Genomic DNA, 26,676 nt, shown 5'->3' on the forward strand with positions numbered 1-26,676 from the left:
TTATGCAAAAAAGCCATGTAAAAACCATTCATCTTCCTGTCCGCCGTAATGTCCAGATCGATACAGCCAAAACCGCCGGCCTTCTAGATCTTCCACGGCATAGTAATCCCGATGTTCACCTGGATCAATCCACCATTCACGCTCAATTCGTTCGGGACCATCTGCTTTTCTGATAGTATAACTATCTCCCTTATAACGGAACAGTAAGGGAGGATAATCGGGTATAGGTGCTGTGACTATAATACGCTCGGGAACCTTTAACAGTCGTGTCGGACGTGGACGCTCGGTTTGCCATTCAGCAGATGCGACCTCATCCATAGAAGCAGCTATTTTTATGGATCGTTCAGGCCAATAGTGTGCAGATGGAACATATCGTAGTATTTCACAACTGGAATCTCTGCTTTTTAAACGATCTAAAAGTTGGGTAACCAATGGACTTTTTAGTCCAATTCGATTGTCCCAAAGAATTTCCTGAACAGGATCTACTTCCTCTACTTTGGATGCACCCAGCGTAAATAATTCAATACCCAATGCGGGTTCAATTTGTGAAATTTTTAGTTCAAATAACTGAAGAATATGTTTTACCTGAGCTGTAGCACGACTTGTTTCAATAGTAATTGTCTCTATTTTTCCATCTACCCGATGACAGTTTAATTTGGCTGTACGTAATCCTTTACCTTTTGCCGACAATCGTTTGCACAATTTATTTATTAAATCTTCTAAAGCCAGTGCAATACCATTTGGTGTACATATTGGTTCAAGACAAGGTAAACGCTCTTCATACGGTAAAATAGACTTTATAGGAGTAATAAATTCGTCCTCTAATCCCATAGCCTGATCTAGGCGAAGCAGCAAACTAGCGCCAAACCTTCTACGCAAAACTGTCCGGGGCATGTGAACAAAACTTCCTATGGATTGTAATCCAAGCGCTTGCAGCCTCTTCAATTGACTATCTTCCAATCGTAATGCTGCTGGATGTAAAGGCAGAAGAGCCTCCAATTGGCCCTGTTCTCTTATAATACTATCATCAGCTCCAAAATGCGCTATCGCCCAAGCGGCACCAATGGTATCAGCAATACCTATGCGAACAGTATAACCATGGTGTTTAAATGTAGAGGCAATATGTGTTAAATAGGCCAATTCTCCGCCCCAAAGATGGGCACAACCACTAATATCTAACATAATCCCGTCGGGTTCATCTATTGAAACCTGTGGTGTATATCTTATGCACCAACCAGCTATAAAATGCAGCAATTTCTCAGACAGTCCTGCTTGTTCATGGATAATTTTAAGTGATGGAACAAATGCCCGCGCATCCGCTATGGCCATACCTGAATATACGCCCGCTTGCTCTGCTAGTGAATTATGCGCACTAACGATCAGTTTTCCTTGAACTGCGATCGACAAAACAAAGGGAATATCTTGCAATTGTGGTTTACACACAGTAAACCAATCTGTTTTTAAATAACGAAACCATAATGACGCAAATCTCTTTTTCATGACTAACCAAGATTTTGATAATTATAGTTCCAATTTTCTGACTCGATATCCTTGTTGGATAATATTTTAAAGCCCTCCGGAGTCCAAACTATTTTTCCTTTGGCTGTTGTACCATTTCTTACTTTAAGCAGCTCGACATTCCAACAGGGGTTGCCAATACCGGGTAACCCCTCAATCGATTGACTAGGCAAAGAAGTGACTTTCCATCGTGCCGCACAAGCGGTGGCCAACAATAGCTTCGGATTATGTTGAAGTATAAAACCAGTTACTTTACTTTTTTCAACAGCAAGTTGAAGCCGTCTTGATTGAACAAAATCCAGCTGATGTATCTCGGCTAATACTGCTGTTATACCAGGACATTTCAACGCTTCTTCCATCGCCCATAAAACATCTTTTTGCTGCTGCATGGAAACAAAAACAATCGATGCAGGGTCGACCCCAAATGTGCTGATTGCAGACGGAAATACGGTTTGGACTGAGCTTATCCATATACAAATTCCAGCATTTCGCATTAGTTTTCCAAGGATACCAACGATAAAACCACAGGATGCAGCACTATCTATACGGCTAAAACTAACAAATTCATGTATTACACCTTTGGGAAAGGTACCATTTGGAAAAGCTTTTTCCAAAGGTCCCAAATCCATAGCAATTTCATCACCTGACCTTTCAGGTACACCCTGCCAGACAAGCAGATCTCTTTTAAGCTTGCCGATCAAAGCCTGTTTTTCTTCTAACATCATAGCCCCTCCTATTTAATAACAAACAAATATAATACTAAATATTTTAGCAATAAAGAATACTGCTACATTTTTTAGTAATAAAGCTGATGTAAGAGGTATGTGTTAGTTTAAGGCTTATATTTCATTCAGGAATTGTTGGATAACATCCTTTTTTCTAGTCGCAACGGGAATCATTTTACCATCAGACATTTCAATCTGCCCATCTTTATAATACTTTTTTATGTAGTTTGCATTTACTAAATAAGATTGATGGCAACGGATAAAATCTGATTCTGGAAGCATGGTTTCAAAATGTTTGAGGACTTTTGAAACCATCATAGGTTTGCTGTCTTTAATATAAAATGTGGTATAACCTTTGTCACCATGGCAATATAGAATATCATCAATATTGACTATCTGGGTATATTCAAATGTACGCAACGCTATTTTCCGAGGCCTGCTAGGCGCCTTTAGATAGCTTTCAGCCATGCTTAACTGCATACTGTTGAATCTAAATTCTGTACTTTTCTTATAACATTTTTCAATTGCTTCGATAAATTGCTCTGGAACAAGAGGCTTTAATAAATAAGCAATTGCACCTATGTTGAGTGCTTCTATGGCATACTGGTTAAAGGCAGTTATAAAAATAGTATGGATGTCCAATTTCAGCTCTGAAAGGAAGGACAGACTTGATCCGTCTTTAAGTTGAATATCAGCTAAAATAAGATCCGGATTGGATATTGGCAATTCGCGCTCTGCCTGAACAATGGATGGGCTATACCCTACTATTTGAACATAGGGTATCGAATCTAATAAAGACTTAATATACAAATAGATATTATGCTCATCTTCAAGAATATAAACTTTAATCATTTCACGTATTTAATTAAAATGTAAAAATAAGTGGGATATGTATTTCTACACGATATCCTCTATTATCTTCCCTATAATTGGGTTTTATTTCAATCGTTGCTTTTTGCATCGGATCATTAAACAAAAGCTCAAGACGCTCTTTAGTGATAATCTGTGATAAAGAAGTCTTATGCCTAGCATTTATCATATCAGACTGCACTCCCCTGCCATTGTCACTGACAATAATATGCAATTGATCTGACGTCTGACTAAAAAGAATCTGTAAGTAACCACGATAATTTAAATTTTTAAAAGCATGTTCAATAGCGTTTTCAACAAACGGCTGTATTAACATTGGTGGAATCATGACATCATCCACATCAATATTACCTTTCTCGATTTCAAAATCAAATAGATCTTGATAGCGCATCTGCTGTAAAAGTATATAATTCTTTAATGACTTAATTTCTTGGTCCAAAGAAATATACTCTTCCCTATTTAATTCGAGTATATCTCGAATTTGACGGGATAAGAGGATGAGGTATTGATTTGCTTTTGATTTTTGCTCGCTACTGATCAAACCTTGCAAATTAGCAATTGCGTTATAAATAAAATGTGGATTTAACTGATTTTGCCGTGTTTTTTGTTCTAAAATCAATTGTCTATTTTCAGCAATAATACGCTGATTTATATTTGTCAATAATTTCTGCTTATTTCGATAATAGATAAAAAATGCAAGGCTAAAGATAAGGGCAAATAAAATGACAAAAATCCACCGCTGTTGAACCATAATCTGATAATTAAAAGCATTGGTTGTTTTCAGAAGTTTTATAGCCTGGTCTTTTTTCTCGGTTTCATATCGCGTATTAATCTCATTTATCCGATCATTTTCAATGTTTTTTATACTATTTTTATAATCTTGATAAGCAGAATCTAATGTAAAATAAGCCTGTTCATAATCTCCTTTTAATGCATAGGCTAATTGCAAATTCTGATAATAAAACAATTTATTTTGCTTGCTTTTATGCGTTCGGATAAACTGTAATCCTGCATTAAAATAATATATGGCCGAATCAATTTGATGATTATTTAAAAAATTTTTTGCCAAATTAGCATAAGCATAAGAATTGAGCATCTTGCTCGAAGATAAATAATTAAAATACTTTTGGGATGCCTCAACAGCTTGTCGATTATTACCGATGCTAAAGAAATATTGGGATTGCAGATTGTACATACGCATGATTATCGCTGAATCCGTCGTTTTATTAGCGTAATATTTACAGCTATCCAATGTTTCTTTTAATTTATTATCATCATGTAATTCAATGTACTGCATAAATTTGATTTCCTGGTATGCTTGGGCAACATGAGGATCGTATTTATTGGGGTGATAAGAGTACCATGATTCATTATCTCTTAATGCTTGTCTGTATTCTGCGCGACGATAGTTTGCATTAGCCAACAGATTAAAAAAAAGAAAGCTAAACCTACTTTTAATTTCTAACGCATATTCCTTAGCATCGATCATTTTTTCCATCGTAACAATATTCGTGACATCATTAAAACTAAAATTAGCTCTAATGCTAAAATAGTCTTTCAGCACACACAAATCTGGAGACACTTTCCCATCCAAGTTATCCAATGCAATTTCAATAGAATCAATTTTATCCTGTAGCAGGTAGTTATATGCTAAAAAAATCCAATTATAGCCAGATTTATTAAAATACTGATCCTCCCCAAATTCTATTGCTTTCTTATTGATGATCGTGTGATCCTTAAAATCCTGTAAAGAAAGATATTTTAGTAACGTATCCTGATAGGTTAAAGTAAGTGAATTATCTTCCCTCACTTTATTATTTTTGGAGGGCTGCCTACCATTTTGATGACAGGAAAACAACTGTACCATCAATAGGAACAATAGAAAACAAAAAATAAATCTTGCCAAATTCTGTATCATCCGTATTCTTTATATAACGATCTGTTTACAATTATATTTATTTTTTTTATGATAAGTGTAACGAAACAGCATTATGATATACTTATCTCCTAAAAAAACACAATAAATAAACATATGGTAAGTAATCAAATATTGAATTATATAACTTGGAAAATAGATCCTGATATTTTCGTCATTCCGATTATTGACCACCCAATTCGATGGTATGGTTTATTTTGGTTATTAGGTATTATTTTATGTTATAGCGTATCAAGATCAATATTAAGAAATGAAGGCCGTACAATCGAATTTTTAGATCAGCTCACCTTGTACATTGTCTTGGGCACTATTATAGGCGCTAGGTTGGGGCATGTTATTTTTTACGATCCGAGCTATTATTTAAATAATCCTTTAAAAATAGTTGCGATATGGGAAGGTGGTCTAGCAAGCCATGGTGGAGGTATAGGCGTCGTTACAGCAATCTATTTATTTGCAAAAAAACAGCACCTTCCATTTCTTCATGTGGCAGACCGTATTGCTTTGGTTGTGCCCTTAGCAGGAGCCTGTATCCGTCTCGGCAACTTATTTAACTCCGAAATGATCGGGAAAGTCAGTGATTTGCCTTGGGCTTTTGTATTTACACATATTGATGACATACCTAGACATCCGGCACAACTTTACGAAGCATTGTTTTGCTTCTTGTTATTCATAGTATTATATCGATTGTGGAAAGAAAAACAGTTTCGAATTAACGACGGCAATTATTTCTCTCTATTGCTGATATTGCTATTTTCATTCCGGTTTTTGGATGAATTTTTGAAAGTAAATCAAGAACATTTTGAAGACTCCTTATTCATCAATATGGGGCAAATACTTAGTCTACCCTTTATTGTTATTGGAGTATGTGTATTTATTTACAATCGTTTTAAGAAATCAGTAAAAGTAAATTAATATAATACCTCCCCCCCATGCATTACCTTGTGAATACATGTAAAAACATCAATTATCATTTTTTTAATAAGCCATGCTGAAAAGCATATTTGACCAATTCTGCTGTATTTTTCACTTTTGTTTTATCGAGCAAGTTCTGACGATACCCTTCTACAGTACGCTTACTCAAAAAGATTTTATCGGCAATTTCTAGATTTGTAAAACCATCCGCAATCAATTCGAGCACTTCTAGCTCTCGCTCATTTAAATCCAGCTCCAGGATGATATTAGCACCATTATCAATACACAGTCGATCCGAAGACACTTGCTCAAGCAGTGCTATGCTAATTTCTTCACTTATATATCGGCCACCTTCGGCTACATGCTTTAATCCAAAAAGTAATTCATTATAATCGATATTCTTTAGCAAGTATCCTGACAATCCATTTTTAAAACCCTCAACAACATAACAAATTTGACTGATCATAGACAATATCACAACTTTGACAAATGGATATTTTTGCCTGATATTCTTTAACAGCTCAATCCCATCCATTAATTCCATGCTTACATCCGTCAAAACAATATCTGGCACTACTCCGTCCGCCAATTGAGACAATGCCTCTGTACCACCAGAGGCTTCTCCTATTACTTTAAATTCTCCCTGAGATTCCAAAAGTAGTTTAATACCATTACGCACGACCATATGATCTTCAACCAATAGTATTTTAACCGTATTCATTTTCTAAAGCTATTAAATAAATATTCGATTCTATCCACTTCCAAATCTTTATCAAAATGACGGTTTACACTATTTCATGATTTGGAATAAAAAAAGAAACAAAATGCATAAACAGAATAAAGATACAAATTTCTGCTCACGCATCGATTCAAACACAAATGAGCAACAGTTGCAAATCGGATCACAACTGTTGCAAACCAACTTATTCTGTAACTATTTCTTCTTCAGATCGGCTCCGGCAATATCTTCCCATCGATAATAATGGAATGTTTTATCGTCACTCATAACAACAAACAAGCCATGTTTGAAGGTGTCATTTAAATTAAAAGAGGTAGTTTCTGAACCATCACTTTGTGTTGACATAACTGGCACAGTCTTCAGATATTTATGTTCGAAAGGATTGCTTTTGGTTCCTTCCCGACTAAAAACCTGAAAACGATTTGCACCCTGGTCCGATACCAAGATATATCCAGTACTGTCGGTCACTTTATAAATCGAAATACCTTCATGATCTTCTTTAAAACCTGCCGTAGCAAACAATGCCAACTGTTCGTTGCCCTTTGCTGGATCCGCATAGTATTGTTTTACGCCAACCTGTTCATCAGAATAGTATATATACCCAAGCTCATTGTCCACCGCTATCGCCTCGATCTCTTTCTTTCCACTAAATGAACCAAATTTGCGAACCAATGTAGCTTTTACCGAACCAGAACCATTATCCTCCAATAAATATTGACCCAAATAGCCTTCTTTTGGTCCATTTTTTCGGCCAACAATAGCATAGATCTCTCCTTTTGGAGAAGTATATAGGGCAATACCCATCAGATCTCTGAATTCAGGCTCAGTTTCACCAACAAACATATCTAATCCCCCTTGATCGATCGGCTTCATGTCAGGTAGTGAAAAAATACGCAATTTATGGGTCATACGCTCTGTTGTGACAGCGATATCAACAGGTTTCCCCCCCAATACCAAACCGTAGGCTACATCAACATTGTTTGGTCGTTTTAAATTCGAAACTACTTTTTCTTTGACCGTTTTACCCTGTAGATCGTACACGAATAAAGCTCCATCGGCATCTTTATCCGTTGCTATAATCAGACTCTTGCTCGGATCGCTCTTGTTGATCCAAATTGCAGGATCATCCGAATCATAACGTACAGCATCGGTCACAATAACGGGTTTGATTGATTCTACGCTATTTGTTTGGCCATTTTTGCATGCCATTTGAAGCAGGGTTGATGCTCCCAAAGTTAGTGTTAGTAGTGTTTTTAAATTTGTCATGATATGAAGTAAATTAGAATTTGGAACCCAATGCCCCAACATACGCTGCAGGCTGAGGAGAATTATATGTTAGCCCGTTTGACATCACCAGGCCGCTCGTAAAATGGGGTTTAAAAGCCAAAGTACCGGCCTTTAATGCCGGTGAATTCCCCTGAAGATGAAAATCCCAGGTTGAATCAAATACGTAATTGTCAACCGATGTTTCTAACGGATAAGAAACAAATTTGGGATTATTCTCCCCTGCCACTTTACCTCTAACATCGTTACTACCGCCTACAATATCATTTTTACCGACCTGAAACTGATCTACAGTCAATTGACCGTAGCCATAATACCAATTATTACCTGACACAGAACGGCTATCTTCTGGTTTTTTAGGATCACGCTTGACTCCAAACCGTGTATTGGCAAAAAGATTATTGTAAATTTCCGCTCTGACAGAAGCTTCTAGCCATATGGAGCCTCCTTTGGCTGTAGGTCTGCGCCACCCTGTATTGAGCATGGTATTATTATAAACAATAATATAAGCCTGCGGTGTACGGTCTCCCGAGTTGGATAGTTTTAATGCATTGGTATTTACACTATACACGAGGTTATAAGCAACATCGGCAAGACATCCGGATTTGAAATTCATCGCTTCTCCACCTGTCACCCCATTAGAAAAGAAACGATTGTTAGCGAAAATGATTTTTCCACCTTCAATATACGTACAATCCTCGTGAAAATGACTTACAGTACTATTTTGAACCACTAGCTTTCCGTCTGGATTTGAGAACCACAAAGCTGGCAAAGCCTCACCAGAAACTTTTTTATACAAGCCCATTTTTACAGAAGTCGACGCATCCGATGTAATTGCACCGCCATATTCAATGACGGTATTGTCCAAAACAAGTTCCTGGCAGCTTGGAGCGGCTAAAATTCCGCCCCATAACTTGCCAAATTCATTCGTCTTCGTCTTATATCCATTTTCAACCGTAAACTTGACAGGATTTTCGGCTGTACCAAGTGCATACAAATTACCCAAAACAACAATTTCAGGCTTATTGACAGAATCCATCAATACGGTTACACCTTCCTCAATCGTCAGGCTCTTGCCTTCGGGAATAATAATATCTCCCTTGATATGCTGCACACTCCCTTTGCTCCACACACCGGAGACCTCACCTATAGCACTTCCATCAGCATCAGAAGTATCAACATCAATATTTGCTTTTTCACAGGCACTTAGCACCACGATAAAAAACGCTAGAAACGATAAAATACATTTATTTTTCATCTGTATATATTTAATTTTTAATGATGAATTAGCTTTCACTTATCCAAAACATTGGCTTTCCAAAAAAGTGAAAGCTTCACCGAAACAAACTGTTGTTATTTCACGTTGCACATGTTCAGATTAAAACATGGCCTGTTTTACGCGGCTCTATTATTTATTAAACGAATAACGTAAACCAAGGATATAGTTCTGTCCATACAAATCCTTTCTAATCAACGTATTTCCGCCTTCAATAAGCTTTTCAGCAATCTTCTCATTTTCGGGATTTGTTCCTTTCACATACAATTCCATTGCTGTATTCAAGATGTTGTTGGCTTTGGCAAAAATGGCCCAACCAGCTTTAAATTTCTTCTCAATAGAAGCATCTAACTGAACAAATCCTTTTTGCCATAAATCATCGTTCAAAAATTGCGACACTGTATTGATGCGTGAGCCGGTATAAGATCCAGCTAGCTGTCCTTCCCAGCCATTATTAGCATCTTTGTAAAGTAGCGATAGATTGGCCACATGTGCAGCTTGCCCATATAACGGTCTCGTTTGATCCACGATAATCGCTTCAGGATCCTGTGTGGTCTCATTGATTCGACGTGACATCTTAGCGGTTGTTATACGTGAATGGGTATAGGTATAATTGGCCTTAACACCAAATTTCTGGATATACTTGATATAATCAACCTCAAGACCAAAGTTGTTGGCGTTACCAAAATTACCGGGGGTGTAGTATACATCCTGCTTACGAAGCTCATCCGGTTGAAAGGTATATTCAATTGGATTTTTGATTTTCTTGTAAAACATACCCACAAGAAATTGAGAGGAAGCTTCAGGGAATAATTCATACCTTAAATCGAAGTTATCTGCTAAGGCATGTTTTAGATCTGGGTTTCCTTTTTCTAAAAACTCTTCGTTAACCACACTTGAGGGTACAATTTCATAAAATCCAGGTCGGTTTAACGCACGATAATAGGCCGCATGAAGCTGTTGTTTTTCGTCCAAATGATATTTCATGGTCAAACTTGGCAGCCACTCTGTATACATTTGTGATCCTTCCGGTCTTTTTTCTCCAGCCGGAAACAATAATTTATAATGCTGATTGCTATGCTCCATCCGGATCCCACCGATCATCTGCCATTTGTCATTCTCATAATTAAACATGCCATACACTGCTGTGGTTTTTTCACCGGCGTCGTAAGTTAATGGATTTGCGACAGCTCCAGTAGGATTGGTAACAGTCAAATTGAGATCGGTATAGCGCTGAAAATCCACGCCGTATTTATACTTTGCCTCTTCTGCCGAAGCTGGTGATAAGTTGTAGTTATTGTAAAAACTACTACGCTGTTTATCACGATACAAACCTCCGGTCGATAGCTCCAGCTTACTGTTTTCCATTGGAACTTTATAAGCTACATCCCAATAGCCTGCATGATCATTATCGGTATTCCGCTCCCAACGATAGGTTACAGGAGATTTATTGACGAGCGAAGTCCTTTTACGTTCAAAATTTTCTTCTACTCCATCCAAACTGATCATCGTATTTTGTGGCAATTGATTGCGCGCTGAAGAAAGCACACCTGACCAACGGACATTCAGACGATTATCTAAAAAATGATGATCCCCCTGTAGGGTACCATTGTAGATCTGTTGCTGTGTTTTCCGGCTTCTTGTCACATAGGTCAGTTCGGCTTTACCAATACTTGGATCATACTGACCATTATATATCGTATTTACCGCATCACGCAATTGCATGTTATTTAAATTCACATACATTTGATAAAAGCTAACCCGATGATTTGGATTAAATCGATAGTCGACCTTGTTATGCAAACCTAAGCGTTGTTGCTGTTCATCATATTGACGATCACTCTGCTCAGTAATTACCGCATTTGGATTTACGCCAACGACAGCCGATTTGTAGAAAATAGAACGACTACCTCGATGTAAATTTTGATAACTTGCACCCAAAATAACGCCCAATTTATCATCCAAATACCGATTGCCTATTGTCAAATTGCCGACAAGGTCTGGAAGGGGCTTTTTATAGGTATAATCTAATGCCCCCCTATTAAAATCAGCAGCGGTTGCATTGTAATTCTTCCCATGCTGTTCGTAGGGAGATTTAGCCGAGGTTCCGCCTGTTGAAAAGCTTCCAAAATCACGATTAAAATAACGTTGGCTGTAGCCTGTTGCCAAATTTGCTTGAAGCAATAATTTAGTCGGCGCCGATTTCATAACCATATTGACAACTCCACCCACCGCATCGGCTTCCATATTTGGTGTTAGCGACTTGTAGACTTCTAAGCGTTCCAACATATCTGAAGGAAATAAATCCAAAGGGACATAACGGTATTTATTATCCGGACTTGGAACCTTTACACCATTCACTAAAGTGGTATTGTAACGTTTATCCATCCCTCTCAGAATAGCATATTGCCCCTCGCCATTCGAATTTCTTTCTATGGATACACCCGAAACACGCTGTACAACATTAGCAACGGTGATATCCGGAGAAATCTCTATTGCACGCGCCGAAACAACATTCATAATTTGTGACGCATTCTTTTCCAAACGCCTTGCACTAGGATCATCATCCCCTCCATTCCGACGTCCCTTTATGGTTACTTCCATTAATGTCTGTTCGGTAGATGTCAGCTGAAAAATAAAATGAGGTGTATTTTCTTTTTGAATTTCGATTTCTTTAATTAATTCGGCATAGGCCATATGCTTGATATGAATCTTATCCACACCTGCAGATAATCCTTTGAATTCAAACGAACCATCCAATTGTGTTTTGGTCGATAGCCCACGCTGTTCCAAGAACACTGTTGCACCGGCAATAGCTTCACCAGTTTGACCATCCAATACCTTACCTTTGATTTTGGTCGCATAAGCAGCGCTGACCGAAATACTGGAGGCAAGTAATACCGTTAAAAAGTTTTTCATTTTGCTTAGATTATTATGAATCTTTGATTGTTGTTGCAAAGATGGCAGCCAATTTTAATCACACAAAATATCGAGCGTTACAACAAGGAAACAAGGTAGAAAGTCGGCTATACAGCGAGGAAACAGACACTACTAAACAACTAATAAACAGTAGCTTAAACGCAATTTAAGCGCCATTAACATTCTATTACCCCTGTGTTAAAAAATTATGAAATCCCAACAAGATAGCCCGCGAGGTCCTCCCCTTGTTCCAGTCTTAATTTTTTTCGCAATCGATGTCTGGCAACACGAAGGCTATCTTGTGATATGCCCAACAAGACGGCAATATCGATATTATTCAAATTTATTTTAAGCAATGCGATTAACCGCATATCCGCTGCCGTCAAATCTGGAAATCGTTGAATAAGTTTTTCAAAAAAGCTGTGATGCACCTTTTCGAAAGTTCCCATAAACTCTTTCCAATGGATGCCCTGCGTAATATTTTCATTGATTTGCAACACCAACTTCTGCATTTGTCGTTTTTGATCCCGGCGTTCGTCCTTAACCATTCCTTTTAATTCATCACGAAGTTCTTCCAAAAATTGATTATTACGGATTAAATTTAAGGTATGGGATGTCAATTCCTTTTGCTTGAGCGACAGTTCTTGCTTGAGCTGTTTATCTTCAAGCAACTGGTTTTTAAGTGCAATTTCGGTCAACTCGCGTTCAGCTTCCTGTTTTCGGGATTCGGCGATCTGATTTTTGATCTTAATTTTCTGGCGGCTATGCAATACATAAGATAATACAATTAACAAAATTAGAACCACGATTGTTCCCCACAGCATGATTAAGTTGATTCTTTTTGTTACCTGCAATTTTTCAATCTCCTCAGCTTTTTGATTTATATCGTAGAGCGCCTGAAAAAAAGCGGTATGTCGAGCACCATCTACGCTATATAGTTCAAGCACCAACTTCCGGCTCTTTTCGGCATAAAAATATGCGCTATCCATTTGGCCACGCAAGGCGTAAGTCCTACTCAAATCTTTTGTCGTAGCAGCCATTTGATACACATCACCCAAATTTTCCGCCATCTGATAAGCCAATCGTGTCAGTTTGATACTTTCTGGATATTTATTGGTCTTTCTAAAAATATCGCCCATATTATTGATGACCACAATTTTTCCATAATTGTCTTTTGTTTCCGTATAGAGGGTACTTGCTTTTTCAAAATAAAAAAAAGCGCTGTCATACCTGGCAAGATCTTCATAAATACTGCCCAGATTTTCATGGATCTTGGCTTCTCCATTTTTATTACCCACACTGCTATAAATGGACAAAGCAAGATGCTGGTAGAAAAAGGCGGAGTCGTAGTTCGCTTCCTTTTCAAATAAATGACCTATATTCCCTAATGTGCCTGCCGCTCCATTTTTATCCCCTTCTGTTCGAAAAGTATGTAGTGCTTTGTTAAAATAAACTTTCGCTACATCATGTTGTTTGTTGAAAATATTGAGCTCCCCGATATCACTCCAATTCGAAGCAAGATGCTGTTTTGAATTTAATTGCGTGTAGATTCGATCGGCTTGAAAATAGTAGTCCTGCGCCTGTCCATAATGTCCCTGATTAACACATAACCATCCAATCGCCTGTAAACAATTGGCTTGTAACAATAAGTCTTTATCCGTAACAGCTTTTGCATAACGTTTTTTGACGAGCATAATTGCAGAATCAGGATGGTTTTGACTTAATCCTCTAATATCCTTAAAGGATTCAACCTGCGCAGTACCCGGGTGCCACAAAAAAAGCTGTATAAAACAAAGTAGAAACAAAACAATTTTATCAGAAATCCTCATATTTAACGTAAATAATCGAATTGCAAATGTACATGAAACATGTTAACACAATATTAAATCACATAAAGCAATACGCGTTTTAACATAAGGAAGGCTATGTTATTTTTATTCGACAAGCTCAACGATATACTATTAAAAAAGCCCTTTTGTTGACGATACACATCAATAAAAGGGCTTGAAAATAGACAATCCCAAAACCGGTTAATTACCCGATTTCAATTCAATGAGCGGCGTGATCCGTTCTAATATATCAAATGCCACCTCTGCCATTTTATTACCTTTGTTGTCCAATAACGGATTAACTTCAACAATTTCAAAACAAATCACCTTTCCAGATCGGATGATCTCTTCTAAAATCAACACAATCTCCCTTGGCAAAAACCCCTTAGGTACTGGTGTTCCTGTGCCATCCGAGATCAATTCACTATCCATACTATCCACATCAAAAGAGATATATACCATATCACATGCTTCCAGGATTTCCAATGCTTCAGCCACACAGTCGGTTATTCCCCGCTGTCTCGTATCTTCCACACGATAGTTCTTAATGCCAAGTCGTTCAATGAGCAGATCTTCCGGTTCTTCCGTATCCCTCACACCAAAATAAATTAAATGACTGGACTGTATTTTACCTACCGGGCCAGCTATTCGTTTTAATTTATTCCAAAATTCTTGTGTCGATTCGTCTATTTCATTGATTTTGCATGGCAAATTATCCTCATTCAACATCGCCGCTAAAGGCATTCCATGCATATTGCCTGAGGGTGTTGTATAGGGAGAATGAATATCGGCATGGGCATCTACCCAGACCACACCAAGTTGTTTATCAGGATAAGCGGACTTTATACCACTAATGGTCCCCATTGCGGAGGAATGATCCCCTGAAAACACCAATGGAAAATTGCCGCAGGATAAGCTATCTTCGACGGTGGAAGCTACTTGTTTGCATTGTTCATAAATCTGCTGAATATGTTTTGCAAAAGGATGATGATCATTTTGATAAATGGAGCTATTTCGAGTGGGCACATCAACAAATGGATAGTTAATGAAATATTGACTTCCTTTATTAATTGCAGCTATCTCGATGGCGTCGATGCCCAGATCTGACCCCCTAGTCCCTGCTCCGATATCCGACCTGTTTTTGATCAATTCAATCATTCTCTCCATACACTATTTAAAATTAGTCAACGATCGCTCAATGATTTCTAGGCAAGTCTCCACCTGCTCTTTTGTAATAACCAAAGGCGGAGCCAACCGAATTTTGTTACCATGTGTAGGCTTCGCTAAAAGTCCATTTTCTTTAAATTTGAGACAGATATTCCAGGCCAAATCACTTTCTTCATCCGCATCAATTACAATGGCTGTCAAGAGCCCCTTCCCGCGCACTTCTGTAATTAACGTACACTTGGCAGCAATCTGACGCAACCCATCCAAAAACAATGCCCCCATCTTAAACGCCCGTTGCGTCAAATTTTCATCCCGCACAATATTTAGCGCTTCCATAGCTACTGCACAGGCTAATGGATTCCCGCCATAGGTAGAACCATGTTCGCCCGGTTTAATACACAACATAATGGAATCATTTGCCAACACTGCCGATACCGGCAATACACCGCCAGATAAAGCTTTGCCCAAAATCAAAACATCTGGTTTACTATCGCTATGCTCATCTTCAATATTATAGGACGCCAACATACTTCCTGTCCGAGCAATACCCGTTTGAATTTCGTCTGCAATAAACAAGACGTTGTATGCTGTACATAATTTTCTAACTCGCTTTAGATAATCCTCATCCGGAACGACAATACCCGCTTCGCCCTGAATCGGCTCAACAATAAAACCGGCAATATTTTTATCTGCTTTAAATAACTGTTCTAGCGCATCAACATCGTTATACGGAACGAGTACTATGCCTTCTAAAAAGGGGCCAAATTCATGTGTTGCTGTATTATCATTCGATGCGGATATAACAGAGATTGTCCTGCCATGAAAATTATCCTTGGCAAAGACAATTTTCGCTTGATTAGGTACTATACCTTTTACTTGGTAAGCCCATTTACGGCAAAGCTTCATTGCTGTTTCTACCGCTTCTACTCCCGAATTCATCACTAATGCCTTATCGAATCCGAATAGTTGACAGAGCATTTCCTCAAAATCACCCAATTTATTATTATAAAATGCTCTGGAAGTGAGTGTCAATTGCTCAGCCTGTTCTTTTAAGGCATGAATTATTCTTGGATGACAGTGTCCCTGATTGACTGCAGAATATGCGGAAAGGAAATCAAAATAGGCCCTTCCATCCACATCCCACACCAAGACGCCTTCAGCGCGCTCCAATACGACTGGAAGAGGATGATAATTGTGCGCTCCGTATTTTTCTTCTTTGGCAATGAATAAATCGCCCTTACCGTGTTTAACAACTGTACTCATAATTCAGATTTTTTAAATAAAAACAAATATACAAATTCACTATTTTATTATTAAAAAAAATAAATTTTACACTAAATTAGCGCTAAAATAGTAAAATTACCTTTTAAACGGATAAAAAAATGAATAGTATTGATGAATTCGACCGCCAGATTTTGAAATATTTAGAACAAGATGGACGAATGGCCTACTCTGCGATAGCGACTGCTATGGGAGTTTCCAATACCATGATTCATCAACGAATCATCCGCTTGACGGAGCAAGGAATACTGGCCGGTATAAAGCCTGTATTAAATGAAAAAAAGCTAGGCTATGATTGGGGTGCTTTTACAGGGTTAAGTTTAGAAAAAGACCATGATTCGAGCCGAATTATTGAAGAACTTAAGAAAATACCAGAAGTTACAGAATGCTATTACATTACGGGCAATTACACGCTATATGTAAAAATTATTGCTAAGAACCACGAACATATGCGACAATTGCTGTATGAAAAAATTGACAGCATTCCTGGGATTGCAAAAACGGATTCGATCATTGAATTAGGCTGTGCTTTCAAACGTAATATGATATTTTAATTACGAAGAGATAGCTACGGGATCCTGAAGATAAATTTCAGGGTCTCCACATTACCTACCAATATTCGCCAATTCTTCTTCAGTCCAGTAGATCAATTCTCGCAATACATATACATTTTCATAGCTTCCTAACCCATCAATGTATTCCCATAAATCACCTTCAACCTTTACTGGCCTTCCATGATGAATGAGGTCATATCCATTATCCAACCAATTTTGTACCTGCTCTTTATCCATCTTTATAAAAACTTATTGTTAGTAATCTCAACATGTCTCTATCAAATATAATGTATTTTACTATGGCTACCAAGTAAACTAAAATTTCAGTTTACTTTTTAAATACTCGCTTTCGCAACTCAACGAGTTGTCGGGTTAATTGACGAATTTCAAAAATAAAAAGGTATCTTCGTATAACATCATATATAATTATTATGGCAGATTTTTTTTATGTTGGACGCGAAGGTGAAGATGAATTACTCGAACTTGTAGCTGTATCGACCATCCAATCCCTTCTATATTTCCAGGATGCAGATCAAGAGGATTTTACGACGATAAAAACCGCTCTAGATCAAAATTTTATTGTCGAGGAAGATCTTATTACAGTGGCAGATACACTCCGATTGGATCAATCCATTGTTCGTTTTACTCCTGGAAAACCCAATTACAGAGATTGATACGGTGTCATCAGAGCAAATCACGCTGAGCAAGACAATTCATTCAACTTTATTATCAACGAAATAACGAACAGAAACAATGAAGGTAGTTTTAATTGGTGGTTCAGGTGCTACAGGAAGGGCGCTTGTTCAATTGATGATGAAATATGACAAAATTACAGAAATTGTTGTTTTATTACGGCGCATCTCTTTCGAGGAGCATACCAAATTAAAACAGGTCATCGTTGATTTTGATCATTTAACTGACTTTGAACAACACATTCAGGGCGATGTTGGTATTTCATGTCTTGGCACCACATTAAAGGATGCAGGAAGTAAAGAAGCACAATGGAAAATCGATCACGATCTTAATTTGCAATTCGCAGCATTGGCAAAGAAAAATGGTCTTTCTACCTTTATCTTGTTGTCGGCTGTACACGCTGATCCCACATCGAAATTTTTCTACAACCGCATGAAAGGGAGCCTTGAGCAAGATGTTAAGGCCCTTAATTTCAATAGACTTATTATAGTACAGCCAGGCGCACTGATCCGGCCGAATACCGATCGCCTTGGTGAAAAAGCTGCGATAACTGCGCTTCGTATCTTCAATAAGATAGGCTTGTTAAAAGCATACCAGGCGTTGTCTGTAGTGCAGGTTTCAAATGCCATGTTACAAGCGATCAACCACTATATGGAAGGCAATCATACGCTAACCGTAGAAGAAATTAAGGAATTAGCGACAGAAACCATTGGATAGTTAGAAGCCACTTTATTTCTGCTAACGGAAAACTTGGATAAATTACAAATGGGTCTAAACAAAACAATCCCCAAGAATATCTTGGGGATTGTCTGAGCCTCTTATCGGGATCGAACCAATGACCTACTGATTACAAGTCAGTTGCTCTACCAGCTGAGCTAAAGAGGCTTTCAATTGAATTTTAATGAGTGTCGCTCAAGGAGCCTCTTATCGGAATCGAACCAATGACCTACTGATTACAAGTCAGTTGCTCTACCAGCTGAGCTAAAGAGGCTTTTTAAAGAAGTTTCAATGCTTGTGGCATAAATAGAGCCTCTTATCGGGATCGAACCAATGACCTACTGATTACAAGTCAGTTGCTCTACCAGCTGAGCTAAAGAGGCGTTACTTCTTTTCAATCTTAATTACGGCTCACCGTTTTAAGATGTTGCAAATATCGAAACCCTACATCAAAATTGCAAGTCAAAAACAAGAATTTTCTACAGCAGCAAGGCAAATATTTAAAAATCAAGCGCATTATTTTTAAGGACTGAAAATTTGTCATGATTCAACAAATAATATTGCCATTTTTTCCGAAATGTAGTTAAAAACCCAACTGGCACTTCAATTGTTATAATCCAACATATCAACAAAACTTTAATTAAGACAATAAAATGAATTTTAACAATTATACAATTAAAGCGCAAGAGGCCATACAAAAGGCGTCTGAAATTGCTGCTGGCCATCAGCAACAGGCGATTGAGACAGCGCATATTTTAAAAGCTTTACTCGCTGTGGATGAAAACGTTGTCAGCCACTTATTGAAAAAATTAAATGTTAACATCAGCTATCTTGGAACTGAACTTGACAAACAAGTTGAGGGTTTTCCTAAAGTTAGCGGTAGTAATATTTATTTAAGTAGTGAGGCAAATAATGCGTTGCAGAAAGCACAAGGTTATTTAAAGGAATTTAATGATGAGTTTGTGTCTGTTGAGCACCTATTGCTCGGTATCTTGGCAAGTTCCGATAAGACATCAACTTTACTAAAATCACAGGGTGTTACTGAAAAAGATCTGAAGACAGCTATCAAAGAGTTACGTGGAAATAGTCGAGTAACCGATCAGAATGCTGAAGCCACCTACAATGCGCTAGGAAAATATGCACGAAATTTAAATGAATATGCGGAGTCAGGAAAGCTGGATCCAGTTATCGGTCGTGATGAGGAAATCAGACGCGTGATGCAAATCCTCTCCCGCCGCACCAAAAACAACCCAATACTTGTTGGTGAACCTGGGGTTGGTAAGACGGCTATTGCAGAAGGCATCGCTTACCGAATTATCAAAGGCGATGCACCCGAAAATTTAAAATCTAAAACTGTTTTTTCTTTGGATATGGGTGCGTTGGTTGCCGGAGCCAAATACAAAGGTGAATTTGAAGAACGTTTAAAAGCGGTTGTAAAGGAAGTTACAGATTCCAACGGAGACATTATACTATTTATCGATGAAATACACACATTAGTAGGCGCAGGTGGCGGTGAAGGTGCGATGGATGCGGCTAATATCCTCAAGCCAGCATTGGCAAGAGGTGAATTGCGTGCTATTGGTGCTACAACGCTGAATGAATACCAAAAATACTTTGAGAAAGATAAAGCACTGGAACGTAGATTCCAAAAAGTTATGGTGGAAGAACCGGATACCCAAGATGCAATTTCCATCCTTAGGGGCTTAAAAGAACGATACGAAACGCACCATAAAGTACGCATCCTGGATGAATCAATTATCGCAGCAGTGGAATTATCGCAGCGCTATATTGCCGATCGCTTTTTACCGGATAAAGCAATTGACTTGATTGATGAAGCTGCATCTAAACTACGGCTTGAAATGGACTCCGTACCGGAGGCAGTGGACGAGCTTGAACGACGCATCATGCAGTTGGAAATTGAGCGAGAGGCTTTGAAGCGTGAAAATGACGACAAAAAAGTTGCAGAGCTTTCCGAAAGTATCGCTAATCTATCTGCAGAGCGCGATACCCTGAGAGCTTCTTGGCAAGAAGAAAAAAGCCTTGTTGACAATGTAAACCAAGAGATCGAGAACATTGAGAATTTTAAGCTCGAAGCTGAACAGGCAGAACGCTCCGGGGACTACGGAAAGGTGGCCGAACTTCGTTATGGACGAATCAAAGAAGCACAAGAAAAGGTCGACAGGTTAAAGGCGGAACTTGCAGAAAAGCAAGAAAGCAAGCGGATGCTTAAAGAAGAAGTTACCTCTGAAGATATCGCAGATGTGGTCGCCAAATGGACTGGAATACCTGTGAGTAAGATGATCCAGTCCGAACGAGAGAAGTTATTAAATCTAGAAGAAGAACTGCATAAACGTGTTGCAGGTCAAGACGAGGCTATTGAAGCAATTTCCGACGCAATTCGTCGGTCACGCGCAGGTCTCAATGATGCGAAACGACCAATAGGATCTTTTATATTTCTCGGTACTACTGGAGTCGGAAAGACCGAGCTTGCAAAAGCGCTCGCCGAATTTCTATTTGATGACGAGCAATCGATGGTTCGTATTGATATGTCGGAATATCAAGAAAGGCATGCCGTATCACGTTTAATAGGTGCGCCTCCGGGATATGTAGGTTATGATGAAGGCGGACAGTTGACAGAGGCCGTGCGAAGAAGGCCCTACTCTGTGGTGTTATTAGATGAAATTGAAAAGGCGCATCCCGATGTATTTAATATTTTACTTCAGGTATTGGATGATGGGCACCTCACAGACAACAAGGGCCGTACGGTGAACTTTAAAAATACAATTATCATCATGACATCAAATACAGGTTCGGCCATTATACAAGAGAATTTCAGTCACTTGACCGACGATAATAGGGATGAAATTGTTGCTAAAACACGAAACGAGGTATTTGATGTTTTGAAACAGTCGATTCGTCCTGAGTTTTTGAACCGAATTGATGAGGTGATCATGTTTACACCACTGAGCCGTAACGAAATTGGAGACATTGTCCGTTTACAATTTGCCCATGTGCAAAGACAGTTAGCCGAACAGAATATATTTATTACAGCTTCTGATGAAGCGATGGATTGGTTAGCGCAACTCGGTTATGATCCTATTTATGGAGCAAGACCGCTAAAACGTGTCATTCAAAAAAGGATTTTAAACGAACTGTCAAAGGAGATTTTATCCGGAAAAGTAAGTCGCGATTCCATTATTCGCCTGGATGTATTCGATGGTAAATTTGTCTTTATCAACAAAAATGAGTAATTAAACAAGAACGCCCGAGTATTTTGTCGGGCGTTCTTGTTTAATATATACTATTTAAATTTTCACACCTAAGACTTTTAGCAGCTTATTTACGTCTTCTTCGCCATCTAAATGCTGCATGAGTAACTTCGTCCTCGCATCGTAAATATACAATGAAGGGTAGTTGGTAGGTTTAAACTTTTCGATGAACTGCGTACCGCTATCAAATAAGAATTTAACATTTGAGGCATTTTTCAAGGCCTTTGCATGCATGTTAATGAACCCATCGACATATTGTTTATCATTCATCGAAATAAAGTAAAATGATGTATTCTTTAATTTGGTCAAATTTTGCGCAACACCAGCACCCATTTTTTGACAGTGTCCGCAACCGGGGTCATAAAAATTCAAAACGATATATCCAGATTTTGGAAGTTTATCAGAATCAAATTTGCCGGTCTGATAGACCTCGTCGAATGTAAACGGCGGAAGTGTTTTGGGAGCCTGCGCAAAGGCTGGTTGAAACAAAAAAGAAATACTGACAAAAATTAGGGAATAGAGAAATTTCATGTTAAAAAATTTTAAACCAATAGTAACCGTTCAATTAATTTCGATTAATAATACTTAAAAATATGGTTTATTCGACTATTGTTTTAGTTTTTTTACAAAAATTCCGTAAGTTTGGGCTAATTTTTAAATCGATCAAATCTAATTAATATTCATCAATCGTGAAAAAAAGAATTGCTATTTTTGCTTCAGGTTCAGGCTCCAATGCGCAAAAAATCATGGAACATTTCAAGTATTCGGACGAAGCTGAGGTCGCCTTGATTCTATCCAATAATCCAGATGCTTACGTTATTCAACGAGCCGATAATTTCGAAATACCTGCACATATTTTTGATCGTGAGGAATTTTACAACACCGACAATGTTGTGAATATTCTTAAAAACTTAAATATTGATCTGATCGTGTTAGCTGGTTTTTTATGGCTTGTGCCCAATAATCTTCTGAAAGCTTTTCCAAATCAAATCATTAATATTCATCCCGCTCTGCTACCAAAATACGGGGGTAAAGGGATGTATGGCGACCATGTTCATCGGGCTGTTCTAGCAAATAAAGAAGAAGAGCACGGGATTACAATTCACTTCGCGAATGAGCATTTCGATGAGGGAGAAATTATCTATCAAGCACGGTTCAAAGTTGATTCAAATGATACCCTTGACACCATAAAATTTAAAGGGCAGCAACTGGAACATCAACATTTCCCAAAAGTCATTGAAAATCTCATCAAAAAAATGTAAAAACGAAGATATTATTTAGAACTGTTTTAAACAAATTGTAACTTTGTGGCATGAACGAAATTATTGAAACTGCGATAGAGTCAGATGGGTCGGACAGCAAAGGTGGTTTGTTTCTGTTTAGAAACACTGCAATGAACCCATTTTCTGACTTTTCCTGCGCCTGCTTTAAAAAGTGTTGCAAAAAATACAAAGAAGGTAAACGCTGCAAGAAATGTCCCGGTCGGAAAAAATAGTGTATTGTGGCATTATTTCTCCTGATAATCCAAATCTTTATCAAAACTTTCTTCTAACTGGGTTAGTGAATAAATTGCTATTCCCGAAAGAAGTAAAACCATTGTAATCGCTGCTGGTGCGATTCCAAGCGCGTTGACCAAATACCCATAGAGCATAGTGGAGGGAATGAGTGCACCTCGCACAAAATTTGGTGCCGTTGTTGCAACAGTAGCGCGGAGATTCGTGCCAAATTGTTCCGCTGAAATCGTTACAAAAGTAGCCCAATACCCCACTCCTAATCCCATAATAAAAGCAAGAGTTAAGAACTTTGTAGCTGTGATACCATTACTCAGCAAATACACGAGGGAACTTCCGATGATAAATAACTGACAAATAAAGACCACTTTTTTACGGGATTTTAAAACTTGCGCAAATACTCCGGCTAGTACATCCCCGATAGAAATACCAATATAGGTAAACATTACCCCCTGGCCGGCGCTTAGTGTATCGATAGCACCTAAAGCAACTCCTATTTCAGGAGCTTGTGTAACCAAAACACCCACAACAAACCAAATAGGAAGACCGATGCATAGGCAATTGATATACCTTTTTAAACGGCTTCTATCGGTAAAAAGCATCCGGATATCTCCTCTCGTGATATCCGATTCATTTTGCTCTTGAAACAAACCTGACTCAAAAGATCCAATACGCAAGAGTAATAACAGCAGGCCCATTCCCCCACCGACAAAGTAAGCTGTCCGCCAATCAAACTCTTCCGACACAAAATAGGCTAATACCGCTCCTATAACACCCACAGCAGCAACTAACATAGTGCCATAACCACGTTTTGATTTATGCATGCTTTCGGAAACCAGCGTAATTCCAGCCCCTAATTCCCCGGCCAAACCAATACCCGCTATAAAACGGATAATACCATAGATCAGTACATCCTGTACGAAGCCATTTGCAATATTTGCCAAGGAATATAAAAGAATCGATCCGAATAGTACTTTTAAACGCCCAAATTTATCGCCGATAATCCCCCAAATAATTCCCCCCAATAGCAAACCTCCCATTTGCATATTTAATACAAATTCACCTTGAACACGCATATCCGCTGCTGGAACGCCAATATCAGTGAAAGACTGAATACGGACAATGGAGAAAATTACTAAATCATAAATATCGACGAAGTAGCCCAATGAAGCGATCATAATGAGTAACCATACTTTTCTGTCGGCTTGTTTTCCTTTTATTTCGGACATTTTAGGTTTCTTTAAGTTGTAAAAATACCATAGTGGAGCTATAAAACCAAGATTTCAAACAATAATCCGACACATTGTTCTATTTTTGTATCATGAGATATAGTCCACTTGCCTTAACATGGCTATTACGCATTTACCCCCCTTTTCTATTTCAGGGGATCTGGGTCAAAAAAATTAGCCCTGGCTTTCAGGGTGCCAAAGTAAAAATTTATAAGACACCCTTCAATATCAATACCAACAAAACATTATTCGGAGGAACGATATTTTCTGCAGCCGACCCGATCTTTCCTATCCTAATTGATCAATACCTTCAACAAATCGGTTTTAAGAAAACTGTAGCTTGGTTAAAATCATCGCAAATCGTTTTTAAAAAGCCAGGTAAAACGAGTGTAGAGTATAGTGTGGAGCTTTCCGATGAAATTCTTGAAGAATGTGCACATACCATCCGAACAAAAGGTCGGGTAGTAAAAGACTTTTCATTAGAAATTAAAGACAAATCCGGCGACCTGTGCGCTACTGTACGTTGCGAAACCTATATTCGTGACTTGAATTTTACATTCCCTTCGAGAAATCGAAATGTTGAGCCATAAGAAATTAATATCTTTGTCAAATTACCAAAAGATAACAACATGAATAAAATCGCGTTTGCTGCTATCGCATCGTTGGCAATAGCAGCATGTGGAACTCAGGGGAATGGTGAAACGACCGTGAAGGCCTTACAGGATTCAACAATTAAAATACATGACGAGATCATGCCTCAAATTGCTCATTTCGACCGCGATGCTGTCAAGATAGATTCCATTTTGGACAATTTAAAAGCTATGAAGACAGCTAAACCTGATCTTGATACGAATTCAACGAGAAAAGAGCTCAGTATTTTGAAAGCTAATTTAGAGAGCGCTACAGAACATATGATGGACTGGATGAAGGGATATAATCCTGATTCTACAGATGTTAAATATTTTGAAACGGAACTTCAAAAGGTAAGTGATATGAAAAAGATATTTGATAATGTTTCGAAAGAGAGCCACGAAAAATTAAAGAGTTTTTAAACGAATACATTCCATTTGAATAAGCCCGACATTTGACAGCACGAACATTCGCGTGTTCGCAAAAAAATGATCAAGCTTAAAAAAAAGAGTAGACTCATGAGATCCATAACTAAATTTTACTCCGCAGCTTGCCTTTTACTTGGTTTATTTTCCTGCAAAAACAATAACCAGACAACTTTACCCATCTATGGCGAAAGAGAAGCTATAGAAAAAACAGTAGACGGAAAAACAATTGTAGATACACTTTATCATACTATTCCGGCATTTAATCTGCTTAATCAAGACAGTGTAGTGATATCAGATAAGGATTTTGAAGGGAAGGTATATATTGCCAATTTTTTCTTTACGCATTGTCCGAGTATCTGTCCGACGATGAACCGCAACCTATTAAAAATATATCAACAATATAGGGATAATGAGGAAGTTCGCTTTTTATCACATAGTATTGACTTTAAATACGATCAACCTTATGTGTTGAAAGATTATGCGACAAAATTGGGCGTCACCAATAATCATTGGCAATTTGTTTCGGGAACTAAAGCCGAGATATATGGTCTAGCGAATCAATACCTGGTCTATACAGCCGAAGATAAGAACGCACCTGGTGGCTATGATCATCAGGGATATCTGGTCTTAATAGATAAAGACAAAAGAATTCGAGGAGCCTATGATGGTACCAATGATGAGCAGGTGAAAAAACTAATGAATGACTTACCGCTTCTATTGAGCGAGGGTAAAAAGTAACATGCGTAGCCTCTTAACAACCGTCGTAACCATTGGTGTGATCTTATCAACATGGATAGGCTGTCAGCATGAAGTTGATATCAAAACGGCACAATATGCAGTCAATGGTCAAAAAGTATATCGGACACATTGCCAAAATTGTCACGGGGATAAGGGTGAAGGATTGGGCAATCTCTATCCCCCATTAACTGACACTACATTTCTTCAAAAAAACAGCGATCAACTAGCTTGTATCATCAAGTACGGCATTTCAGGGGAACTTGAAGTTGCAGGTAAAAAGTTTAATAATACGATGCCTGCCTCAAACCTTTCTTCAATCGATATCGCTTATGTGTTGACCTACATTAATACTAAAATTAACAAAGGGAAACAGATTTATTCCCTAGAAGAGGTCGATAAGAACTTAAAAAAATGCAATTAAAAGAAGCGGCGGTTAGATGATAAACGCCGC

Annotated in this window: 24 protein-coding genes and 3 tRNA genes; 10 read left to right on the forward strand and 17 right to left on the reverse strand. The window is 38.2% G+C overall.

The annotated features are described in order from the left end of the window. The 4 genes from B2107_RS20465 to B2107_RS20480 form a co-directional block, all read right to left on the reverse strand. On the reverse strand, positions 1–1,500 hold the full coding sequence (locus B2107_RS20465) for a Y-family DNA polymerase (protein ID WP_293957612.1): 1,500 nt from the start codon (positions 1,498–1,500) through the stop codon (positions 1–3). Between the two features lie 2 nt (positions 1,501–1,502). Next, positions 1,503–2,243: an ImuA family protein gene (locus B2107_RS20470; protein WP_293957613.1), complete on the reverse strand. Its 741-nt coding sequence runs from the start codon at positions 2,241–2,243 to the stop codon at positions 1,503–1,505. 114 nt (positions 2,244–2,357) lie between these two features. Then, positions 2,358–3,095 (reverse strand): LytR/AlgR family response regulator transcription factor, encoded by a 738-nt coding sequence (locus B2107_RS20475; RefSeq protein WP_293957614.1) that lies wholly within the window; start codon positions 3,093–3,095, stop codon positions 2,358–2,360. Positions 3,096–3,108: 13 nt separating this feature from the next. Continuing rightward, positions 3,109–5,031: a sensor histidine kinase gene (locus tag B2107_RS20480; protein WP_293957615.1), complete on the reverse strand. Its 1,923-nt coding sequence runs from the start codon at positions 5,029–5,031 to the stop codon at positions 3,109–3,111. Positions 5,032–5,145: 114 nt separating this feature from the next. Between B2107_RS20480 and lgt the strand changes: the two genes are divergently transcribed. Further along, the gene (gene lgt / locus B2107_RS20485) at positions 5,146–5,961 is read left to right on the forward strand and encodes a prolipoprotein diacylglyceryl transferase (RefSeq protein WP_293957616.1); all 816 of its coding nucleotides are present in this window, start codon (positions 5,146–5,148) and stop codon (positions 5,959–5,961) included. Positions 5,962–6,016: 55 nt separating this feature from the next. On the opposite strand, the gene B2107_RS20490 is transcribed toward lgt, so the two are convergent. From B2107_RS20490 to rocD, 7 genes are all read right to left on the reverse strand, one after another. Then, complete coding sequence (locus B2107_RS20490; protein WP_293957617.1) at positions 6,017–6,682, reverse strand: response regulator; 666 nt, start codon at positions 6,680–6,682, stop codon at positions 6,017–6,019. A gap of 213 nt (positions 6,683–6,895) precedes the next feature. Beyond that, positions 6,896–7,966, reverse strand: coding sequence for a phytase (locus B2107_RS20495; protein WP_293957618.1), 1,071 nt, complete (start codon positions 7,964–7,966; stop codon positions 6,896–6,898). A gap of 13 nt (positions 7,967–7,979) precedes the next feature. Beyond that, the gene (locus B2107_RS20500; RefSeq protein WP_293957619.1) at positions 7,980–9,242 is read right to left on the reverse strand and encodes a right-handed parallel beta-helix repeat-containing protein; all 1,263 of its coding nucleotides are present in this window, start codon (positions 9,240–9,242) and stop codon (positions 7,980–7,982) included. A 150-nt stretch (positions 9,243–9,392) separates the two neighbouring features. Beyond that, positions 9,393–12,179 carry a TonB-dependent receptor gene (locus tag B2107_RS20505; protein ID WP_293957620.1) on the reverse strand — a complete coding sequence of 929 codons (2,787 nt, stop codon included), beginning with the start codon at positions 12,177–12,179 and terminating at the stop codon, positions 9,393–9,395. Positions 12,180–12,385: 206 nt separating this feature from the next. After that, positions 12,386–14,008 carry a tetratricopeptide repeat protein gene (locus B2107_RS20510; protein ID WP_293957621.1) on the reverse strand — a complete coding sequence of 541 codons (1,623 nt, stop codon included), beginning with the start codon at positions 14,006–14,008 and terminating at the stop codon, positions 12,386–12,388. Between the two features lie 201 nt (positions 14,009–14,209). Further along, positions 14,210–15,175 (reverse strand): arginase, encoded by a 966-nt coding sequence (locus tag B2107_RS20515; RefSeq protein WP_293957622.1) that lies wholly within the window; start codon positions 15,173–15,175, stop codon positions 14,210–14,212. Positions 15,176–15,178: 3 nt separating this feature from the next. Then, positions 15,179–16,438, reverse strand: coding sequence for an ornithine--oxo-acid transaminase (rocD, locus tag B2107_RS20520; RefSeq protein WP_293957623.1), 1,260 nt, complete (start codon positions 16,436–16,438; stop codon positions 15,179–15,181). A gap of 119 nt (positions 16,439–16,557) precedes the next feature. Here rocD and B2107_RS20525 point away from each other — a divergent pair, with 119 nt between their 5' ends. After that, complete coding sequence (locus tag B2107_RS20525) at positions 16,558–17,010, forward strand: Lrp/AsnC family transcriptional regulator (RefSeq protein ID WP_293957624.1); 453 nt, start codon at positions 16,558–16,560, stop codon at positions 17,008–17,010. Positions 17,011–17,061: 51 nt separating this feature from the next. Here the strand turns inward: B2107_RS20525 and B2107_RS20530 are convergent, their stop codons facing one another. Next, complete coding sequence (locus tag B2107_RS20530; protein ID WP_293957625.1) at positions 17,062–17,247, reverse strand: hypothetical protein; 186 nt, start codon at positions 17,245–17,247, stop codon at positions 17,062–17,064. 194 nt (positions 17,248–17,441) lie between these two features. On the opposite strand from B2107_RS20530, the gene B2107_RS20535 reads away from it, so the two are divergent. Together B2107_RS20535 and B2107_RS20540 are read left to right on the forward strand one after the other, a co-directional pair. Further along, positions 17,442–17,684 carry a hypothetical protein gene (locus B2107_RS20535; protein WP_293957626.1) on the forward strand — a complete coding sequence of 81 codons (243 nt, stop codon included), beginning with the start codon at positions 17,442–17,444 and terminating at the stop codon, positions 17,682–17,684. 79 nt (positions 17,685–17,763) lie between these two features. Continuing rightward, a complete protein-coding gene (locus B2107_RS20540; RefSeq protein ID WP_293957627.1) occupies positions 17,764–18,420 on the forward strand; it encodes an NAD-dependent epimerase/dehydratase family protein in 657 nt (218 codons plus the stop codon). 95 nt (positions 18,421–18,515) lie between these two features. Here the strand turns inward: B2107_RS20540 and B2107_RS20545 are convergent. The 3 genes from B2107_RS20545 to B2107_RS20555 form a co-directional block, all read right to left on the reverse strand. Then, a tRNA-Thr gene (locus B2107_RS20545) sits at positions 18,516–18,588 on the reverse strand. Positions 18,589–18,621: 33 nt separating this feature from the next. Continuing rightward, a tRNA-Thr gene (locus B2107_RS20550) sits at positions 18,622–18,694 on the reverse strand. Positions 18,695–18,730: 36 nt separating this feature from the next. Next, positions 18,731–18,803 (reverse strand) — tRNA-Thr (locus tag B2107_RS20555). 270 nt (positions 18,804–19,073) lie between these two features. Here B2107_RS20555 and clpB point away from each other — a divergent pair. Then, entirely contained in the window at positions 19,074–21,671 is a 2,598-nt protein-coding gene (gene clpB, locus B2107_RS20560; protein WP_293957628.1) for an ATP-dependent chaperone ClpB, read from the forward strand. Positions 21,672–21,725: 54 nt separating this feature from the next. Here the strand turns inward: clpB and B2107_RS20565 are convergent, their stop codons facing one another. Next, the gene (locus B2107_RS20565) at positions 21,726–22,220 is read right to left on the reverse strand and encodes a peroxiredoxin family protein (RefSeq protein ID WP_293957629.1); all 495 of its coding nucleotides are present in this window, start codon (positions 22,218–22,220) and stop codon (positions 21,726–21,728) included. A 158-nt stretch (positions 22,221–22,378) separates the two neighbouring features. Between B2107_RS20565 and purN the strand changes: the two genes are divergently transcribed. Further along, a complete protein-coding gene (gene purN, locus B2107_RS20570; protein WP_293957630.1) occupies positions 22,379–22,951 on the forward strand; it encodes a phosphoribosylglycinamide formyltransferase in 573 nt (190 codons plus the stop codon). Positions 22,952–23,196: 245 nt separating this feature from the next. On the opposite strand, the gene B2107_RS20575 is transcribed toward purN, so the two are convergent. Then, the gene (locus B2107_RS20575; protein ID WP_293957631.1) at positions 23,197–24,429 is read right to left on the reverse strand and encodes an MFS transporter; all 1,233 of its coding nucleotides are present in this window, start codon (positions 24,427–24,429) and stop codon (positions 23,197–23,199) included. 92 nt (positions 24,430–24,521) lie between these two features. Here B2107_RS20575 and B2107_RS20580 point away from each other — a divergent pair, with 92 nt between their 5' ends. The 4 genes from B2107_RS20580 (at position 24,522) to B2107_RS20595 (ending at position 26,646) form a co-directional block, all read left to right on the forward strand. Then, positions 24,522–25,019 (forward strand): DUF4442 domain-containing protein, encoded by a 498-nt coding sequence (locus tag B2107_RS20580; protein ID WP_293957632.1) that lies wholly within the window; start codon positions 24,522–24,524, stop codon positions 25,017–25,019. A 39-nt stretch (positions 25,020–25,058) separates the two neighbouring features. Next, complete coding sequence (locus B2107_RS20585) at positions 25,059–25,481, forward strand: transposase (RefSeq protein ID WP_293957633.1); 423 nt, start codon at positions 25,059–25,061, stop codon at positions 25,479–25,481. A gap of 96 nt (positions 25,482–25,577) precedes the next feature. After that, on the forward strand, positions 25,578–26,225 hold the full coding sequence (locus B2107_RS20590) for an SCO family protein (RefSeq protein WP_293957634.1): 648 nt from the start codon (positions 25,578–25,580) through the stop codon (positions 26,223–26,225). A 1-nt stretch (position 26,226) separates the two neighbouring features. Then, the gene (locus B2107_RS20595; protein WP_293957635.1) at positions 26,227–26,646 is read left to right on the forward strand and encodes a c-type cytochrome; all 420 of its coding nucleotides are present in this window, start codon (positions 26,227–26,229) and stop codon (positions 26,644–26,646) included. Positions 26,647–26,676 lie beyond the last annotated feature (30 nt).

This window comes from Sphingobacterium sp. UBA7855 (assembly GCA_002500745.1).
In the GTDB taxonomy this organism is placed as follows: Bacteria; Bacteroidota; Bacteroidia; order Sphingobacteriales; family Sphingobacteriaceae; genus Sphingobacterium.

Excerpts from the sequence above, each read along its gene's own strand:
- B2107_RS20500 (WP_293957619.1), bottom strand. The coding sequence starts at position 9,242 with ATGAAAAATAAATGTATTTTATCGTTTCTAGCGTTTTTTATCGTGGTG.
- rocD (WP_293957623.1), bottom strand. The coding sequence starts at position 16,438 with ATGAGTACAGTTGTTAAACACGGTAAGGGCGATTTATTCATTGCCAAA.
- B2107_RS20465 (WP_293957612.1), bottom strand. The coding sequence starts at position 1,500 with ATGAAAAAGAGATTTGCGTCATTATGGTTTCGTTATTTAAAAACAGAT.
- B2107_RS20575 (WP_293957631.1), bottom strand. The coding sequence starts at position 24,429 with ATGTCCGAAATAAAAGGAAAACAAGCCGACAGAAAAGTATGGTTACTC.
- B2107_RS20585 (WP_293957633.1), top strand. The coding sequence starts at position 25,059 with ATGAATAAAATCGCGTTTGCTGCTATCGCATCGTTGGCAATAGCAGCA.
- B2107_RS20530 (WP_293957625.1), bottom strand. The coding sequence starts at position 17,247 with ATGGATAAAGAGCAGGTACAAAATTGGTTGGATAATGGATATGACCTC.
- B2107_RS20495 (WP_293957618.1), bottom strand. The coding sequence starts at position 7,966 with ATGACAAATTTAAAAACACTACTAACACTAACTTTGGGAGCATCAACC.
- B2107_RS20595 (WP_293957635.1), top strand. The coding sequence starts at position 26,227 with ATGCGTAGCCTCTTAACAACCGTCGTAACCATTGGTGTGATCTTATCA.
- B2107_RS20580 (WP_293957632.1), top strand. The coding sequence starts at position 24,522 with ATGAGATATAGTCCACTTGCCTTAACATGGCTATTACGCATTTACCCC.
- B2107_RS20540 (WP_293957627.1), top strand. The coding sequence starts at position 17,764 with ATGAAGGTAGTTTTAATTGGTGGTTCAGGTGCTACAGGAAGGGCGCTT.
- B2107_RS20480 (WP_293957615.1), bottom strand. The coding sequence starts at position 5,031 with ATGATACAGAATTTGGCAAGATTTATTTTTTGTTTTCTATTGTTCCTA.
- B2107_RS20525 (WP_293957624.1), top strand. The coding sequence starts at position 16,558 with ATGAATAGTATTGATGAATTCGACCGCCAGATTTTGAAATATTTAGAA.
- B2107_RS20565 (WP_293957629.1), bottom strand. The coding sequence starts at position 22,220 with ATGAAATTTCTCTATTCCCTAATTTTTGTCAGTATTTCTTTTTTGTTT.
- B2107_RS20505 (WP_293957620.1), bottom strand. The coding sequence starts at position 12,179 with ATGAAAAACTTTTTAACGGTATTACTTGCCTCCAGTATTTCGGTCAGC.
- B2107_RS20490 (WP_293957617.1), bottom strand. The coding sequence starts at position 6,682 with ATGAATACGGTTAAAATACTATTGGTTGAAGATCATATGGTCGTGCGT.
- B2107_RS20590 (WP_293957634.1), top strand. The coding sequence starts at position 25,578 with ATGAGATCCATAACTAAATTTTACTCCGCAGCTTGCCTTTTACTTGGT.
- B2107_RS20535 (WP_293957626.1), top strand. The coding sequence starts at position 17,442 with ATGGCAGATTTTTTTTATGTTGGACGCGAAGGTGAAGATGAATTACTC.
- B2107_RS20515 (WP_293957622.1), bottom strand. The coding sequence starts at position 15,175 with ATGGAGAGAATGATTGAATTGATCAAAAACAGGTCGGATATCGGAGCA.
- B2107_RS20510 (WP_293957621.1), bottom strand. The coding sequence starts at position 14,008 with ATGAGGATTTCTGATAAAATTGTTTTGTTTCTACTTTGTTTTATACAG.
- B2107_RS20475 (WP_293957614.1), bottom strand. The coding sequence starts at position 3,095 with ATGATTAAAGTTTATATTCTTGAAGATGAGCATAATATCTATTTGTAT.
- lgt (WP_293957616.1), top strand. The coding sequence starts at position 5,146 with ATGGTAAGTAATCAAATATTGAATTATATAACTTGGAAAATAGATCCT.
- B2107_RS20470 (WP_293957613.1), bottom strand. The coding sequence starts at position 2,243 with ATGATGTTAGAAGAAAAACAGGCTTTGATCGGCAAGCTTAAAAGAGAT.
- clpB (WP_293957628.1), top strand. The coding sequence starts at position 19,074 with ATGAATTTTAACAATTATACAATTAAAGCGCAAGAGGCCATACAAAAG.